The organism is Rhodococcus sp. 05-2255-1e, from assembly GCF_002259025.1.
Lineage (GTDB): Bacteria > Actinomycetota > Actinomycetes > Mycobacteriales > Mycobacteriaceae > Rhodococcoides > Rhodococcoides fascians.
On record NZ_NOZE01000013.1, the window covers coordinates 518,227 to 533,855 of the forward strand.

Genomic DNA, 15,629 nt, shown 5'->3' on the forward strand with positions numbered 1-15,629 from the left:
CTCAGAACAATGCCGACTGCACCGCAGGCAGATCGGACGTGAAAGCCCCGAGTTCGATGCGCCGACCCTTCAATGCCGCCAGATCCGCGACGTAGGTCTGCTCGTCGACCGAGGCGATCACCGCCTGCCCGACGCATGTCCTGATCTGCAGTCCATGAGAGCCGGTTGCGACATCGGCGGGGTAGGCAACCCGAGTATCGTTTTCGCTCAATGTTTCCCGCCCCGCAGGCGGAGTCCACCGCTCCGCGATCGGCCGACATCCGCCGATCGCGGCGTCGGTCAACAGCTGACGGACCAGCTCCGCACGCGCGGCAGTGCCTGCCTCCAACCGGTCGAGATCGAGTGGCACGCACAGCGATGCTGCCTTCGTCGCCGACCGTACGGCCTGCCGTAGTCCGAGCCTTTCGGTCACCAGGTCCTCGGCGACACGCACGGCCTTGCCGTCGTCCGCGTATGCGACGTACTGCGCACAGATAGCCCCCTGCTCGGCCAGCCGACCCCATTTGCGAGTCTGCGCGGCCGTCCCGATCTTGAAAGTGCCGTTGGCAAACGCCGCCAGGTAGAGCCAATGCGGTGCCATGACATGCTTTTCCAAATCGCGGGAGACGAATCCGCTGCGGTGCACGGTATGAACGAAACGAAACACGTCCTTTTCCGAGCACCGTGCGCACTGGCTCGACCCGACGGCCGGCTCTCGGCCCGGGCACGGAACGTACCGCGGCGGCCCGTCCGCAGTGAATGCCGTTCGGCCCGTGCAGTATCGGTCTGCTGCACCGCCGAGAGCGCGGTAGCTCAGTGTGTTACCCACCAGCTCCTGGAACTCGACCTGCTCGGTCTCGATGTCGAGCAGTCGCAACCGCGGGGTGTCAGGACCGGCGGAGGGCCAGGACACCCCGAGCGCGAGCAGGGTTGCACCGGAGCGAATCAGCGGGGTCCGAACTGACGGTCGCCCGCGTCGCCGAGGCCCGGGACGATGAAGGCATTCTCGTTGAGTCCGTCGTCGATGCTCGCGGCAACGAGTCGCACCGGGAGTCCCGATGCTTCGAGCGCTGCGACGCCTTCGGGGGCGGCCACGACGCAGATGGCAGTGACATCGGTTGCGCCGCGTCCGACGAGCAGCTCGATCGTGTGCACCATCGATCCGCCGGTCGCCAGCATGGGGTCGAGCACGTAGACCGGAGTCTGGGACAGGTCGTCGGGCAGGGACTCCATGTAGGGCACCGGCTGATGCGTCTGCTCGTCCCTGGCCATCCCGACGAACCCGACGCGAGACTGTGGAATCAGACCGCTCGCCTTCTCCACCATGCCGAGACCGGCACGCAGTACGGGCACGAGCAGCGGCGGACGAGCCAACCGGGTGCCCTGGGTGACTGCGACGGGAGTACGTACCTCGAACGTGTCGATGTCGGCGTCCCTGGTGGCCTCGTACACCAGCATGTGGGTGAGCTGGCGGAGCGCAGTTCGGAACGTGGCGTTGTCGCTCCGCTCGTCCCGCATGGTGGTGAGCAGGGCGGCGGCCAGTGGGTGGTCGACCACGTGTGTATCCATGTCTCACAGGATAAGGCCCAGCACCATGAGGCCCCACACGATGAGCCCCACCGGAGGAGATCGCCGAGACGCACGGCGAACGGCAAGTCGTGGGAACCGATGTGCCCGCACTCGCGTCGAACCAGTTGGGCGTCGCATTCGGCGACTGCGCGAACGCACGCGATTTCAGGGGGACTCATGGACGAACTCGTCGTCGAGACCGAGGGGGTGCTCGCCTACGGTGCGGCGGCGTCGACCATGGCCGAGCAGATCGCGGCGGCCGGTGCTGCCGCCGCTGCCTGCGGGCCCGCAGTGTTGGCACCGGTGTTCGGCCTGATCGGGCAGGAATTTCTGGCCACCGTGACCGGAACCCATCTGGCGCATACCGATGCGGTCGTTCGCCTGGCGGGAGCTGTGGCGAGCCTCGGTTCTGCGGCCACCGATGCTGCGGTGTCTTATGCCCGCACCGACGACGCAACCGGGGCGGCCGTCACGGCCCACTCTGCCGGTCGCGCGTCGGACGCTCGGTAAGCGGCGATGATCGATCTACTCTCTCGCCCCATCGTCGAGCTGCTCGGTGCCTTCGGCGGCGGTACCGTTCCCTCCGGAGGCCCGGCCGACGTGTTGCGACTGTCGTCGGCTGCGATCGAGGCCGCCCAAGGAATCGGCCGGATCGCGATCACCGAACTTGCTTCGAACTGGAACGGCGAGGCCGCGGACGCAGCACTTCGGTACGCCGAGAACGCTCATGCGAGTGCCCTGGCCCTTGCCGATCACGCGGACGACATCGCCGCCGTCGTCGATCGGGCATGTCGGGATACCGAGCAGGGTTTCGTCGAACTACAGGCAGTAGTGCAGTCGTTCGTGGGCATCGCCCTCTCCGCAGGACCGATCATTGCCACCCCGATGGGGCAGACGATGCTGATCTCGGCCGCGATCGAGCACCTCGAGCGCGCCCTGGCGGTGGTTGCGCGCGTGCGCGCCGAACTGGCCGTGCACGCTGCGACAGCCGGCGAGATGGCCTCCCCACCCGCGGTCCCCGCACCCATCGACTCCGGCCCGGCAGCGGTGCCGGGCTCGCCCTCGAACCTGATGACCTCACCTGCAACGGCTCAGGTGATCGAGGCCGGCGAGAAGCTGGCGAAGACGTTCGCGCAGTCGCTCTCACCGGCCGGCGGCACGCCGGAGGCCCCCGGAGCCGGTGGAGCACAGCATTTCTTGGGCAATTCGGCGATGGATTCACCCCGCGCCGGGGACGCCGGCCGAGGAGTAGAGGTGCGATTGCCCGACGGGAGCACCGTCACTGCCCCCAACGCCGAAGCCGCAGGTGCCGTTCGCAGCGCGCTGACGCAGCAGGGCGTCCCCTACGCCTGGGGCGGTACGACGCCGGGCACCGGACTGGACTGCAGTGGGTTGACGCAATGGGCGTACGCACAGCAGGGCGTCGACATCCCCCGGCTGGCGCAGGAACAGGACATCGGCACATCGGTGGCGGCCGGTGACGTGCAGCCCGGCGATCTCGCGGTGTGGGACGGCCACGTAGCGATGGTCATCGGCAACGGCCAGCTCGTCGAGGCGGGAGACCCGGTGCAGGTAGGACCGATCAGAACGACCAACAGCGACATGGCATTCAAGGGCTTCTACCGCCCGACCCAGTAACGGTCGGACCGAACGAGAGGCAGACCGAATGAGAGGAAGTCGATGACGGACGCGAACACCACCGTCGTCAGCGCGGTATCGGCAACTCGATCCGGCTCGGTATCCGTTCGCGCCACCGAGCATGGAGTGCCGATCGCAATCGCTGTCGACCCACGCGAATTACGCTACGGAGGAACAGCATTGGCGTCGACGATCCTGGATCGATGCACGCGGGCGACCACAGCCGCTCGGGCACAGCGCCGAATCCGGTTGGCCGAGGACGGGGTTCCCGCCGACATCCTCGATCGCCTGGGTCTGCCGACCCACGCCCGAGTGGCCGCCGACGCGAACGACGATCTGGCCCAGGAACCGGCACCCACGAGTTGGTTGCGACCGGTATGACCCATTCTCACCCCACCGATCTCGACACCGTGATCGACAAAGCCCGACACCGGCTCGACGGATTGCGTGAGACACAGGAGCGCGTCGACCACATCAGGATTCGAGTGGCCTCGCGCAACGGGCTCGTGACCGTCGTCGCGGACGGTACCGGGGCCATGGTCGGGCTCGATCTCGCGGAAGATCTCGGATCGGTGACTGCCCGCGAACTCGCGTCGACCATCGTTCTCACAGCCGCCGAGGCGGCGTCCGCAGCGTTGGACCAGCGCGAGACCATCCTGCAAAGTCTGCAGGCTTCGTTCACAGACTCCTGAGATAGGCTTCGCGCCATGGCTGGAGACATCATCCCGATCGAACTCGGTCTGACCGCCGGTGACTTCTCGACACTGTGGGCACCGGAGTGGCGAGAAGGCGACGACGAATGGGAGGCATTCCTCGGACACGAGGAAGATCTCTACGGATTCGCCACGGTTGCCGAGCTCGCCGCATTCGTCCGATCCGACGACGACAACGACCTCGTCGACCACCCGTCGTGGCCGGTGGTGTCCGCTCTCGCGGCCTACGAACTCGAGCCCGACGAGCTGCATCGGTTCGACCTCGTCGCAGTGCCCGAGTTGGTGGCTGCAGACCCCGAAGCCGACGTTCTCGCCGAACTGCAGGCCACCTTCGACATTGTCTCGTCCATCGGTGATGTCTGCGAACTACGGCCTGTCACAAGCTTTTTCGGAACAAATCCGTTCGTCGGAGCGGTGGCCGGTGGCGTCGAGAACTTTCTCGGCCGTGAAGGTGCCGAGCTGTGGGACCGCATCGGCGCAGCAGTGGCGAAGCATTGGGACGAAGTCCTCGACGCAGTCGATTCCATCGTGACCTCCCCCGACGTCGACAGCGCCGCCGTTGCCGTCGCCGACGCGGAGATCACCGCGGCTGCGGAGAACGCCGTCGATGCAGACGACGCAACGGACGACATCGACGACGACACCGAGGACGAAGAGTCCGACGACGACGCAGAGAGCGACGAGGACGACGCCGACCGAGATCCCATCGCCGCTGCCGCGGCGGAGGAGACGTTCTGGACCACCGTCGGTATCGATCCCATTCGCATCATCACGTCCGACGACACGCTGTACACCCTGCGGTGCTACCTCGGCGACAAGCCCGTCTTCCTCGGCCGCGGTGGCGCCATCAGCGTGTTCGGGTCCGAGCGGTCGCTGGCTCGCTATCTCGCCGACGATCACGATCACGATCTGGCGCAGGTCAGCACCTACTCCGATGTTCAGACCGCCGCGATCGACGGCTCACTGGACATCACGATCACCGACGACAACGTCTACGTCTTGCCCGGACTCGCCGACGACCTTGCCGACGGGCCCACCGCGGTGGACGTCGATCAGCTCGATCTTGCCGTCGAATTGTTCACCGATGCAGCCGATTTCGCCGGCGACAGCTCGGTGGACGAGGCCCTCGCCACGTCCACACCGTTGGGCTGGTACGTCTCGTACACCCTCGAGCCCAGTCCCGATCGGCTGGCCCCGAGCGCACCGTTCGACGTCGAGGCCGAGGCCTGGCGCGCCCTCGAGCGAGAGTTCGAGAGCCGTCTCCGCAAGAAGTAGGGCGTTCTCGCCCGGCCGCGCGCTCGCTCGTCAGCCGATCAGCACCGCGTAGCCGGGCTTGATGACGTCGTCGATCAACGCCAATCGCTCGTCGAACGGCAGGAATGCGGACTTCATCGCATTGATGGTGAATCGCTCGAGGTCACTCCACCCGTAGCCGAACGTATCCACCAGTTTGACCATCTCTCGGCTCATCGAGGTGTCGCTCATCAATCGGTTGTCGGTGTTCACGGTGACGCGAAACCGCAGTCGTGCGAGCAGATCGAAGGGGTGCGTCGCCAACGATTCGACGGCACCGGTCTGCACGTTGGAACTGGGGCACAACTCCAGGGGCATCCTGGTGTCGCGGACGTACGCGGCCAACAGACCGAGTGACGGCGTGCCGTCGGAGTTCGTGGTGATGTCGTCGGTGATGCGCACGCCGTGTCCGAGCCGGTCGGTTCCGCAGAACGCCACCGCTTCCTGGATGGACGGCAGACCGAAGGCCTCGCCCGCGTGAATGGTGAAGTGCGCGTTGCTGGCTCGCATGTATTCGAAGGCATCGAGATGGCGGCTGGGAGGGAAGCCCGCCTCGGCCCCGGCGATGTCGAAGCCCACCACTCCGCGGTCACGGAAACGCACCGTCAGTTCCGCGATCTCTCGTGAACGTGCGGCGTGCCGCATGGCCGTCAGCAGGGTGCCTATGGTGATGTTCTTGCCCCGCACCTTGGCTGCGGAGATGCCCGCCTCGAAACCGGCGAGGGTGTGGGTGACGACCTCGTCGAGGGTCAGCCCGCGTTCGAGGTGCTGTTCCGGCGCGAAGCGCACCTCGGCGTACACGACGCCGTCGTCGGCCAGATCCTCGGCGCATTCGCGCGCCACCCTGAACAACCCCTCGGGGGTTTGCATGACGGCCACGGTGTGCGCGAAGGTCTCGAGGTAGCGCTCGAGCGATCCACTGTCCGCTGCGTCGCGGAACCACTCCCCCAGAGCGGCACCGTCGGTCGCGGGTAACCCGTCGTATCCGCATTCGTCGGCCAGTTCGAGCACGGTCTGCGGTCGGAGTCCGCCGTCGAGATGATCGTGGAGCAACGCCTTCGGAGCCGACCTGATGGACGCGAGATCGAGTGGCGCACTGCCACCGATCGAGGACTGAGTGTTCTCCGCGGTGCTCATGTGTCGACGGTAGCGCGCGTCGTGCGCGGACGCGCGCCTGTCATCGCCACTCGGCGAGTCCGCGGATTCCCCCGACGTCCGCCACTTCCGCGACCTATTTCGTTGCATTGTTACTCCGATGAAAACTATTCCGTCGATACACAGCGAATCGGCGACGGAAATCGTAGTGTTCATCCATCACACGCGACCGATTCTGTCGGGTCCCCTTCCGACGCCTCGGTCGACTCGAACCTCGGAGAGACCTATGTCGATTGCGGAACCGCCCAACACCATTCCGGGCAAGGGACTCAACACCGGCGCGCTCGGGTTGGTCGGCAACATCGTCATCGGACTGTCGGCGGTGGCCCCGGCCTACAGTCTCGCCGCCACCCTCGGCTACGTCGTTCTGGCCGTCGGCGACAAAGCACCGTCGATGTTTCTCATCGCCTTCGTTCCGATGCTGCTCACCGCCTTCGCCTACCGCGAGCTCGGGCGCGACACACCGGACTGCGGTACGTCGTTCACCTGGGGCACCAAGGCCTTCGGGCCCTGGGTCGGTTGGATGGCCGGGTGGGGGCTGGCCGTCTCGGCGATCATCGTGCTGGCCAATGTTGCCGAGATCGCAGCCATCTACCTGTTCGAGTTCCTCGGCCTGTCGGACTTGGCGGAGTCCACCGCGGCCAAGGTCGCCCTCGGTTCGTTCTTCATCGTCGCGATGACCTACGTGAGTTTTCGCGGCATCCTCATCAGCGAACGCATGCAGAACGTGTTGCTGGTCGTCCAGTTCGGCGTACTCATCGGAGTGTCGGTGACGGCACTGGTCAAGGTGGGGACGGGTACGGCCGGTCCGCAGGCCATCACGCCGCAATGGAGCTGGTTGGTGCCCACCGGGGTGACGATGTCCGACGCGGCCCAGGCCATCATCCTGTGCATCTTCATCTACTGGGGATGGGATGCCTGCCTTGCCGTCGGCGAGGAAACGAAGGACTCGGAGAAGACGCCGGGACGAGCCGCAGTGATCACCACGCTGATTCTCGTCGCGACCTACGTGCTCGTCGGATACGCCGTGCAGTCGTTCGCCGGGTTCGGAGACACGGGTATCGGTCTGAACAACCCGGACAACGTCGACGATGTGCTCACCATTCTCGGCGATCCGGTCGCCGGCTCGATCGTCGCGTCGCTGCTGCTGTTGACGGTGTCCATCTCGGCGCTGTCCTCTACACAGACGACCATCCTGCCCACGGCCCGCGGAACACTGTCGATGGCTGTGTACGAGGCAATCCCCAAGCGGTTCGCCAGTGTGCACCCCAAGTACATGACGCCCGGCTTCGGCACGCTCGTCATGGGTGCCGCAGCCCTGATGTTCTACCTTGTGCTCACCTTCGTCAGCGCCAACGCGCTGCAGGATTCGGTGGCATCGCTCGGGCTCGCGGTCGCGTTCTACTACGGCATCACCGCCTACGCGTGCACCTGGTACTTCCGTCGGACACTGTTCTCGTCCGCCCGAAACCTGTTCATGCGCGGCATCTTTCCACTTCTCGGCGGGCTGTCCATGACGTGGGCGTTCGTACAGAGCGCAGTCGACATGATCAAGCCCGACTACGGTTACACCGTCTACGGTCCGATCGGCGGAGTGTTCGTCCTCGGTGTCGGCATGCTGGTACTCGGAATCCCACTGATGCTGCTCTGCTTCGTGGGTAACAAGGATTTCTTCCAGGGCAAGACACTCACCGCGTCCACCGAAGTCAAGGTTCCGGACACTTACTAGAAGAGAAGGACCGAAACTCATGAAGATCACCGTCGGCTACCTCGCCACCCCCAGCGGCGACGACGGCGTAGCCCTGGCCACCGCCCTCGCCCGCGCCCTCGACGCGTCCATCGACATCGTGCTGGTCATGGCCGTCGACGAACCTGTCATGGAAGGCAGCGGACCGTATCGAAAGATCCTCGAGGCCAAGGCGAAGGGCTGGGTGGACGACGCGGCCGCCCAGGTCCCGTCGGGTATCGAGGTGACCACGCACGTGCTCAGCCACGAGTCGTTCGCCCGCGCCCTGATCGACTTCGCCGTGAACTCCGATGCCGACATGATCGTTGTCGGCGGTGCCAGTGACGGCCTGCTGAACCGACATTCGATCGGCTCGGTCGCCGGTCAGCTTCTGCACGCCTCGGAAGTTCCGTTGGCACTTGCCCCTCGGGGTTACCGGCTCTCCAGCGCACCGATCACCGATCTCACCGTCGCCGTCCCAACCCGGTCATCCGCCCCGAACCCGTTGCCGTTCGCTTTCACTCTCGCCAGCGCTGCGCACGTGCCTCTTCGATTGGTCTCGCTGGTCTCTCTGGAATCGACCGGAACCCCGCGCGACGAGACTTCACTGGACACGCGTCGACGGCAAGTCGCTGCCGCACAGGAGAATCTGGAACTCGCGGCCCGCACTCTCCCCGGCATCGAGGGCCTCGAATCCGTGGTGGCCGACGGGTCGACACTGGACGAGGCCGTGGGCAACCTCGAGTGGAAGCCGGGCGATGTGTTGTTGCTCGGCTCGAGTCGGCTGGCGACCCCCAAGCGAGTGTTCCTGGGCTCGAGTGCCGCCAAGATTCTGCGTGCTGCCCCGGTGCCGGTGGTCGTCGTTCCGCACGAGTAGTGCCAAGGCAGTGGTGCGGTTAAGTGCCATGGGTGGCACTCAACCGCACCACTGCCGCAGGCACCTCAGCTGTCGAAGCCCAGACCCAACGCGTCCATTCCCTTCAGCCACAATCCCCGCCGTCCCTCGTTGCGGTCTGCACGAGCGAATTGCGCACGAGTGATGTTGATCCCGATCGACTTGAGGGGCTCGGGTGGAAACGGCAACGGCTTGGTACGCACCATCTTCAGGCGCGTTCGTTCGGTGTCCTTGCCGTCGAGTAGGTCGAGCGCGGTGCGGGCCCCGAAGTGCGACGCGCCGACGCCGAGGCCGGTGAACCCGGCCACCGACGCCACTCGCCCGTTCATACCCAGATCCCAGAAGGCACTGAACCGCGAGCACGTGTCGATCGATCCGCCCCACGCGTGGGTCGCACGGATTCCCTCGAGGGCTGGGAACATCTGCAGCAGATGTTCGGCGAGCAACGCGAACTCTTCTGGATGTTGGGTTCGGCGTGGGTCGGTGTCGCTACCGTAGAAGTAGTGCGCGTCCCACCCACCGAACAGGATGCGATCGTCCGCCGTCAACCGGAAATAGTGGAATCGGTTGCCGGAGTCGGCCAATCCTTCGCGGCCGGACCAGCCGATTGCGGCGAGCTGCGCCGGCGTCAGTGGTTCGGTCATGATCACGTAGTCCCACACCGGGACTATCCAGTGACGGAGCTTGCGGCGCAACGATTTCGATGCCGAGGTGGCCAGCAGAACCTTGACTGCCTCGATGGTGCCGTAGCCCGTCTTCACCCGAATACCGTTGCCGGACTTGTCGATCGACAAGGCCCGAGTGTTCTCGTGGATGCGTACGCCGAGCGACTCCGCCGCGTCGGCCAGGCCCCAGGCCAATTTGGCAGGATCGATCATCGCGACGTCGGGGTCGAACAGGGCACCGCGCGCCATCGGTGAGGTGATTTTGGCTCTCACTGCAGCGGCGTCGAGGTATTCCATCGGTTGCGACAGTCGTCTCCCCTCGTCGCCGAGCTCACGGAGGTCGTCGACCTGCCAGTCGAAATTGGCGATGTCGAGCTCGCCCGTGCGTTCGATGTCGGCGTCGATTCCGTACTTCTTCGCAGTCGCGCAGATCGCGTCGAGCGTCTCGGTTCCCATTCGCAGCAACTCGGGTAGTTCGTCGGCATACCGGTCGAGTCCGTTGCCCAGTCCGTGCGTCAGGCTGGCCGCGCAGAAGCCGCCGTTGCGTCCGGTGGCGCCCTCGGCAATGCGGTCGCCTTCGAGCAACACGATTGATCTGTCGGGGTTCTCCTCTGCCGCCTGCAGAGCCGCCCACAATCCGGTGAACCCGCCGCCGACGATCACCAGATCCGCAGACGTCGAACCGGAGTGCCGCGGCCTGGGCGTCGGTCGTTCCGGTCGGTCGAGCCAGAAGGGCTGCGGCGCTGCTCCGAGAACCATCGCCACGCCGCGATCGGTGGGTTCGGTAGCCCAGGATGCGCTCATCGTCGTAGCTCCTGATCCTCGGGTCCTGCGCTAGCGAAAACGGTGCGATGCCAGGACTTTCGGGCCACACCGGTGATGTCGGTCATCACGTGTTTGACGGTGAGGTACTCGTCGAGCGAGTAGCTCGACATGTCCTTGCCGAAGCCCGACGCTCCGAAACCGCCGTGCGGCATCTCGCTGATGATCGGGATGTGGTCGTTGATCCACACACAACCGGCCGCGATCTCCCGCGACGCTCGGCCCGCGCGGTACACGTCGCGGGTCCACGCCGAGGCCGCCAGTCCGAACGCGGTGTCGTTGGCCCGCCGAATCGCATCGTCGTCGCCGTAGTGCCGCGACACCGTGAGCACCGGTCCGAACACCTCGTCGCGGTAGATCTCGTCCTGCTCACCCACATCGGCGATCAACGTCGGCGGGTAGAAAGCACCCCTACCGTCCGGGACACGGCCTCCGGTGACGATCCTCGCTCCGATATCGCGAGCCCGATCCACCATGGCCGCAACCCGATCCCGATGCGCGATCGAGATCAGCGATCCCATGTCGGTCGCCGGATCCGTCGGATCTCCCATGACGACGCGTTCCATCACCTCGGCTACTCCGGCGACGAAATCGTCGTACAGCGAGTCCGCGACGATGGCGCGGGTGGCTGCCGTGCAGTCCTGTCCGCCGTTGATCAACGAACCGGCGACGGCACCGTGAATCGCAGCTTCGAGGTCGGCATCGTCGAACACCACGAAGGGGGCTTTGCCGCCGAGTTCGAGCTGCACCCGGGTGCCGTGCACGGCTGCCTGCGACATCACCTGTCTCCCGACGGGAGTGGAACCGGTGAAAGTCATCAGGTCCAGGCCCGCATGCGAGGACAACGCGACTCCGGCCTCCGCTCCGGTTCCGGTGACCACGTTGAACACCCCGTCGGGCAGGCCGGCCTCCGAGGCGAGACGCGCCAGACGCAGCGTGGTCAGAGGCGTGAGTTCACTGGGCTTGAGCACGATGGAACACCCGGCCGCCAACGCCGGGATCGCCTTCCAGACGGCCATCTGCAGCGGATAGTTCCACGGCGTGATCGATCCGACCACGCCGACCGGGTCGCGTCGGATGGCCGAGGTGTGTTCGCCCGAGTACTCGGCCGCTGCCTTGCCGTCCAGATGTCGGGCAGCTCCGGCGAAGAACTCGATGTTGTCGACACTGCCCGGAACGTCGAACTCCGTTGCCAGACGCACGGTTTTACCGGTCTGGGCCACCTCTTCGGTGGCGAATTCGACGTCGGCCGCCACCGATCGCGCCAAGTCGGCAAGCACCGCGCCGCGCTGGGCCGGCGTTGCGGTGGCCCACTGCGGTAGCGCCGAGCGCGCTCGAACGAGAGCCGCTTCGACGTCCTCTGCCGTGGCGAGACCGAACTCGGACACCACGGTTCCGGTCGCCGGGTTCTCGACGCCGCAGCGGTCGCCGCTGCCGTCCACTGCGCGTCCGTCGATCCAACAACCAGGAATGTTCGCCATGACTGCACGATACCGACCGATCCACGGATTCGCCCGGTTTCCGATCCCGCAACAACCGATTCTGTCGTCGACACAGATATTTATTGCGAATTTCATCGCCTATCGCTTGTGTCGGCGGCGGTGTCGGTGACAAGATCGACCGATGCCGGATCAGTCACCCATCGCACTCGACGACGTCTCCAAGGCGATCATCGAACAACTTCAGGAGGACGGGCGACGCTCCTACGCCGCGATCGGCAAAGCCGTCGGGTTGTCGGAAGCTGCCGTGCGGCAACGTGTTCAACGCCTGACGGACTCCGGCGTCATGCAGATCGTCGCCGTCACCGATCCGGTACAGGTCGGATTCAAGCGGCAGGCCATGATCGGCATCAAGTGCACCGGGGACAGTCATGCACTGGCCGAGCAACTCTCGGCGATCGACGCGATCGACTACGTGGTCCTCACGGCAGGCTCCTTCGACATCGTTGTCGAAGTGGTGTGCGAGGACGACGAACAACTACTACGGATTCTCAACAAGCAGATCCGCAGCCTCGACGCGGTCACCAGTACCGAAACCCTGGTCTATCTGAAACTCGTCAAGCAGCAATACAATTGGGGAACACGATGACGCGATCCACATCCGAACTCGACGCCTCCGCGGCCAAGCATCTGTGGGGCCACTTCACCCGTCACGGCGGCGGGGTCACTCCCCCGATCATCACCCGCGGTGAGGGTTCGATCATCTGGGACTCGAACGGCAAGAGCTACATCGACGGACTGTCGGGCCTGTTCGTGGTGCAGGTGGGGCACGGCCGCGACGAACTGGCCGAGGCCGCAGCGAAGCAGGCCAAGGAATTGGCGTTCTTCCCACTGTGGTCGTATGCCACCGAGCCTGCCATCGAACTCGCCGAACGGCTCGCCGGATACGCCCCTGGGGACCTCAATCGAGTTTTCTTCACCACCGGCGGTGGCGAAGCAGTCGAGAGCGCATGGAAGCTGGCCAAGCAGTATTTCAAGAAGGTCGGCAAACCAGGTAAGCACAAGGTGATCTCGCGTGCCATCGCGTACCACGGCACCCCGCAGGGCGCTCTGGCCATCACCGGTATCCCGGCACTCAAGGAACCGTTCGAACCGTTGACCCCGGGCGCATTTCGGGTGCCGAACACCAATATCTATCGGGCTGCGGCCCCCATGGACACCGATCCCAAGGCGTTCGGAATCTGGGCGGCCGACCGCATCGCCGAGGCCATCGAATTCGAGGGCCCCGACTCGGTGGCCGCGGTGTTCCTCGAACCGGTCCAGAATGCGGGTGGCTGCTTCCCTCCTCCACCCGGATACTTCGAGCGGGTCCGCGAGATCTGCGATCGCTACGACGTCCTGTTGGTCTCGGACGAGGTCATCTGCGCGTTCGGGCGCATCGGATCGATGTTCGCCTGCAACGACTTCGGCTACGTGCCCGACATCATCACCTGCGCCAAGGGAATGACCTCGGGCTACTCCCCCATCGGCGCGATGATCGCCTCCGACAAGCTCTTCGAGCCGTTCGACGACGGCACGTCGAGCTTCGCCCACGGCTACACCTTCGGCGGGCACCCCGTCTCCGCAGCCGTCGCGATGGCCAATCTCGACATCTTCGAACGCGAGGGGCTCAACGCCCACGTTGCGGACAACGCACCCGCGTTCCGCGCGACGCTCGAAAAACTGCACGATCTGCCCATCGTCGGCGATGTGCGCGGCGAGGGGTACTTCTACGGCATCGAGTTGGTGAAGGACAAGGCCACGAAGGAAACGTTCAGCGACGCCGAAGCAGAACGCATCCTCCGCGGGTTCCTGTCCACCGCCTTGTTCGACGCCGGGCTGTACTGCCGGGCCGACGATCGCGGCGACCCGGTGGTACAGCTGGCTCCGCCACTGATCTGCGGGCAGAAGGAGTTCGACGAGATGGAACAGATTCTGCGCAGCGTGCTGACCGAGGCGGGCAACCTGATCTGATCGCCGGTGCTACTGCCCGATCCGGTCGATGACGAGGGGGGTCGGCTGCGCGGCGGTGGTGCCGATCTCCCAACTGGCCTCGAGGGCCTGCTGCGCGTAGTCGAACTTCTCCGGGGTGTCGGTGTACAGGGTTGCGAGCCGATCCCCGGCCCGCACCCGATCGCCCGGCTTGGCGTGCAGACGCACCCCGGCTGCGCTCTGTACCGGCTCGCCCTGCCGCTCCCGGCCCGCGCCGAGCCGCCACGCCGCGAGGCCGACGCCCATCGCATCCAAGCCGGTGACGACGCCGTCCTGCGTCGCAGTGAATTCCTGGCTCTCACGGGCGACAGGCAGCGCGGCGTCGGGGTCGCCGCCCTGCGCCGCGATCATCGTGCGCCACCGGTCCATGGCGGACCCGTCGGCAAGCTTGTCGGCCGGATCGATGCCCTCGATCCCGGCCGCGGCGAGCATGGTGCGTGCCAGCGTGATCGTCAGCTCCACGATGTCCGCCGGCCCGCCGCCGGCCAGAACCTCCACCGACTCCTGCACTTCGAGCGCGTTGCCCGCGGTGAGGCCGAGCGGTGTGTCCATCGCCGTCAGCACCGCCAGGGTCCGTACGCCCGCATCCGTTCCGAGTTCGACCATCGCCGTTGCCAGTTCGCGTGCATCGTCGACGTTCTTCATGAACGCGCCCGCCCCGACCTTCACGTCGAGCACCAACGCGCCCGTGCCCTCCGCGATCTTCTTGCTCATGATCGAACTGGCGATCAACGGAATCGACTCGACGGTTCCGGTGACGTCGCGCAGGGCGTAGAGCTTCTTGTCGGCCGGAGCCAGATCTGCGCCTGCCGCGCAGACCACCGCGCCCACGGCCGGGTCGGCAAGAATCCGGTGCATCTCGTCGCCGCTGAGATCAGCTCGCCATCCGGGGATGGACTCGAGCTTGTCCAAGGTGCCCCCGGTATGTCCCAGCCCGCGGCCCGACAGTTGCGGCACCGCCGCTCCGCACGCAGCGACCAAGGGTGCGAGCGGCAGCGTGATCTTGTCTCCGACGCCACCGGTCGAATGCTTGTCCACGGTAGGGAGCGGCAACGCGGAGAAGTCCATTCGCGTGCCCGACGCGATCATGGCGTTCGTCCATGTGCTCAACTCCCGGCGCGACAATCCGCGCAGCAGAATTGCCATCGCCAACGCCGACATCTGTTCCGGCGCGACGCTTCCGCGGGTGAACTCGGCGATCACCCACTCGATCTGCTCGTCGTCGAGAACGCGTCCGTCGCGTTTGGCGCTGATGATCGATACGGCGTCAGGCATGGTTGTTCACGCGTCCTTCGTCGAGGTTGTCGGGGCCGAAAGCGTCCGGGAGCAACTCTGCCAGCCGACGCGGCCCGGTGGCGGTATCGACGAGCAGATCCGCGCCGCCGAACTCGTACAGCAACTGCCTGCACCGCCCGCACGGCATGAGGATCTCGCGTCGGGAATCGCAACAGGAAAAGGCAACGAGCCTGCCCCCGCCGGTCGAGTGCAGGTTCGACACCAACCCGCACTCGGCGCACAGGCCCAAACCGTATGAGACATTTTCCACATTGCACCCGGTGACAATGCGATTGTCGTCCACCAGAGCTGCCGCGCCCACCGGAAAATTGGAGTACGGGGCGTATGCGTGCCTCATGGCCCCATGGGCATTGTCGCGCAACGCATTCCAGTCGATTTCGTTCATGGTCACCCATCCAATCACGCTGT

General features: G+C 65.6%; 16 protein-coding genes. 9 read left to right on the forward strand and 7 right to left on the reverse strand.

Translation table 11 applies throughout. The annotated features are described in order from the left end of the window. Position 1: 1 nt before the first annotated feature. Together CH262_RS12580 and upp are read right to left on the reverse strand one after the other, a co-directional pair. Positions 2 to 892 (reverse strand): DUF2797 domain-containing protein, encoded by an 891-nt coding sequence (locus tag CH262_RS12580; RefSeq protein WP_230591189.1) that lies wholly within the window; start codon positions 890 to 892, stop codon positions 2 to 4. A gap of 32 nt (positions 893 to 924) precedes the next feature. Continuing rightward, complete coding sequence (gene upp, locus CH262_RS12585; RefSeq protein WP_032370667.1) at positions 925 to 1,548, reverse strand: uracil phosphoribosyltransferase; 624 nt, start codon at positions 1,546 to 1,548, stop codon at positions 925 to 927. Between the two features lie 177 nt (positions 1,549 to 1,725). On the opposite strand from upp, the gene CH262_RS12590 reads away from it, so the two are divergent. The 5 genes from CH262_RS12590 to CH262_RS12605 are packed head-to-tail and all read left to right on the forward strand — an operon-like array spanning position 1,726 to position 5,174. Continuing rightward, positions 1,726 to 2,058, forward strand: coding sequence for a type VII secretion target (locus tag CH262_RS12590; RefSeq protein ID WP_032370666.1), 333 nt, complete (start codon positions 1,726 to 1,728; stop codon positions 2,056 to 2,058). A 6-nt stretch (positions 2,059 to 2,064) separates the two neighbouring features. Continuing rightward, positions 2,065 to 3,186: a C40 family peptidase gene (locus CH262_RS12595; protein WP_032387042.1), complete on the forward strand. Its 1,122-nt coding sequence runs from the start codon at positions 2,065 to 2,067 to the stop codon at positions 3,184 to 3,186. A gap of 42 nt (positions 3,187 to 3,228) precedes the next feature. Continuing rightward, positions 3,229 to 3,567 carry a hypothetical protein gene (locus CH262_RS12600; RefSeq protein WP_032371007.1) on the forward strand — a complete coding sequence of 113 codons (339 nt, stop codon included), beginning with the start codon at positions 3,229 to 3,231 and terminating at the stop codon, positions 3,565 to 3,567. Then, on the forward strand, positions 3,564 to 3,878 hold the full coding sequence (locus CH262_RS27560) for a YbaB/EbfC family nucleoid-associated protein (protein WP_052057205.1): 315 nt from the start codon (positions 3,564 to 3,566) through the stop codon (positions 3,876 to 3,878). Before CH262_RS12600 ends, CH262_RS27560 begins: the two co-directional genes overlap by 4 nt. A gap of 15 nt (positions 3,879 to 3,893) precedes the next feature. Then, positions 3,894 to 5,174, forward strand: coding sequence for a hypothetical protein (locus CH262_RS12605; RefSeq protein ID WP_032371008.1), 1,281 nt, complete (start codon positions 3,894 to 3,896; stop codon positions 5,172 to 5,174). A 30-nt stretch (positions 5,175 to 5,204) separates the two neighbouring features. Here CH262_RS12605 and CH262_RS12610 read toward each other — a convergent pair whose 3' ends face one another. Continuing rightward, positions 5,205 to 6,329 (reverse strand): adenosine deaminase, encoded by a 1,125-nt coding sequence (locus tag CH262_RS12610; RefSeq protein WP_045841980.1) that lies wholly within the window; start codon positions 6,327 to 6,329, stop codon positions 5,205 to 5,207. Positions 6,330 to 6,573: 244 nt separating this feature from the next. On the opposite strand from CH262_RS12610, the gene CH262_RS12615 reads away from it, so the two are divergent. Next, positions 6,574 to 8,076 (forward strand): APC family permease, encoded by a 1,503-nt coding sequence (locus CH262_RS12615; RefSeq protein WP_032371009.1) that lies wholly within the window; start codon positions 6,574 to 6,576, stop codon positions 8,074 to 8,076. Between the two features lie 19 nt (positions 8,077 to 8,095). Then, positions 8,096 to 8,950 carry a universal stress protein gene (locus CH262_RS12620; protein WP_032387041.1) on the forward strand — a complete coding sequence of 285 codons (855 nt, stop codon included), beginning with the start codon at positions 8,096 to 8,098 and terminating at the stop codon, positions 8,948 to 8,950. 65 nt (positions 8,951 to 9,015) lie between these two features. On the opposite strand, the gene CH262_RS12625 is transcribed toward CH262_RS12620, so the two are convergent. Next, positions 9,016 to 10,437, reverse strand: a complete 1,422-nt coding sequence (locus CH262_RS12625; protein WP_032387040.1) for an NAD(P)/FAD-dependent oxidoreductase — start codon at positions 10,435 to 10,437, stop codon at positions 9,016 to 9,018. Continuing rightward, positions 10,434 to 11,936 (reverse strand): gamma-aminobutyraldehyde dehydrogenase, encoded by a 1,503-nt coding sequence (locus CH262_RS12630; RefSeq protein WP_094717691.1) that lies wholly within the window; start codon positions 11,934 to 11,936, stop codon positions 10,434 to 10,436. Before CH262_RS12630 ends, CH262_RS12625 begins: the two co-directional genes overlap by 4 nt. Before the next feature lie 142 nt (positions 11,937 to 12,078). Between CH262_RS12630 and CH262_RS12635 the strand changes: the two genes are divergently transcribed. Beyond that, entirely contained in the window at positions 12,079 to 12,543 is a 465-nt protein-coding gene (locus CH262_RS12635; RefSeq protein WP_027496424.1) for an Lrp/AsnC family transcriptional regulator, read from the forward strand. Continuing rightward, entirely contained in the window at positions 12,540 to 13,907 is a 1,368-nt protein-coding gene (locus CH262_RS12640) for an aspartate aminotransferase family protein (protein ID WP_094717692.1), read from the forward strand. The genes CH262_RS12635 and CH262_RS12640 overlap by 4 nt, the downstream gene beginning before the upstream one ends. A gap of 9 nt (positions 13,908 to 13,916) precedes the next feature. On the opposite strand, the gene CH262_RS12645 is transcribed toward CH262_RS12640, so the two are convergent. Then, on the reverse strand, positions 13,917 to 15,200 hold the full coding sequence (locus CH262_RS12645) for a thymidine phosphorylase (protein ID WP_032387037.1): 1,284 nt from the start codon (positions 15,198 to 15,200) through the stop codon (positions 13,917 to 13,919). Continuing rightward, on the reverse strand, positions 15,193 to 15,606 hold the full coding sequence (locus CH262_RS12650; RefSeq protein ID WP_027496421.1) for a cytidine deaminase: 414 nt from the start codon (positions 15,604 to 15,606) through the stop codon (positions 15,193 to 15,195). Before CH262_RS12650 ends, CH262_RS12645 begins: the two co-directional genes overlap by 8 nt. Between the last annotated feature and the right edge of the window lie 23 nt (positions 15,607 to 15,629).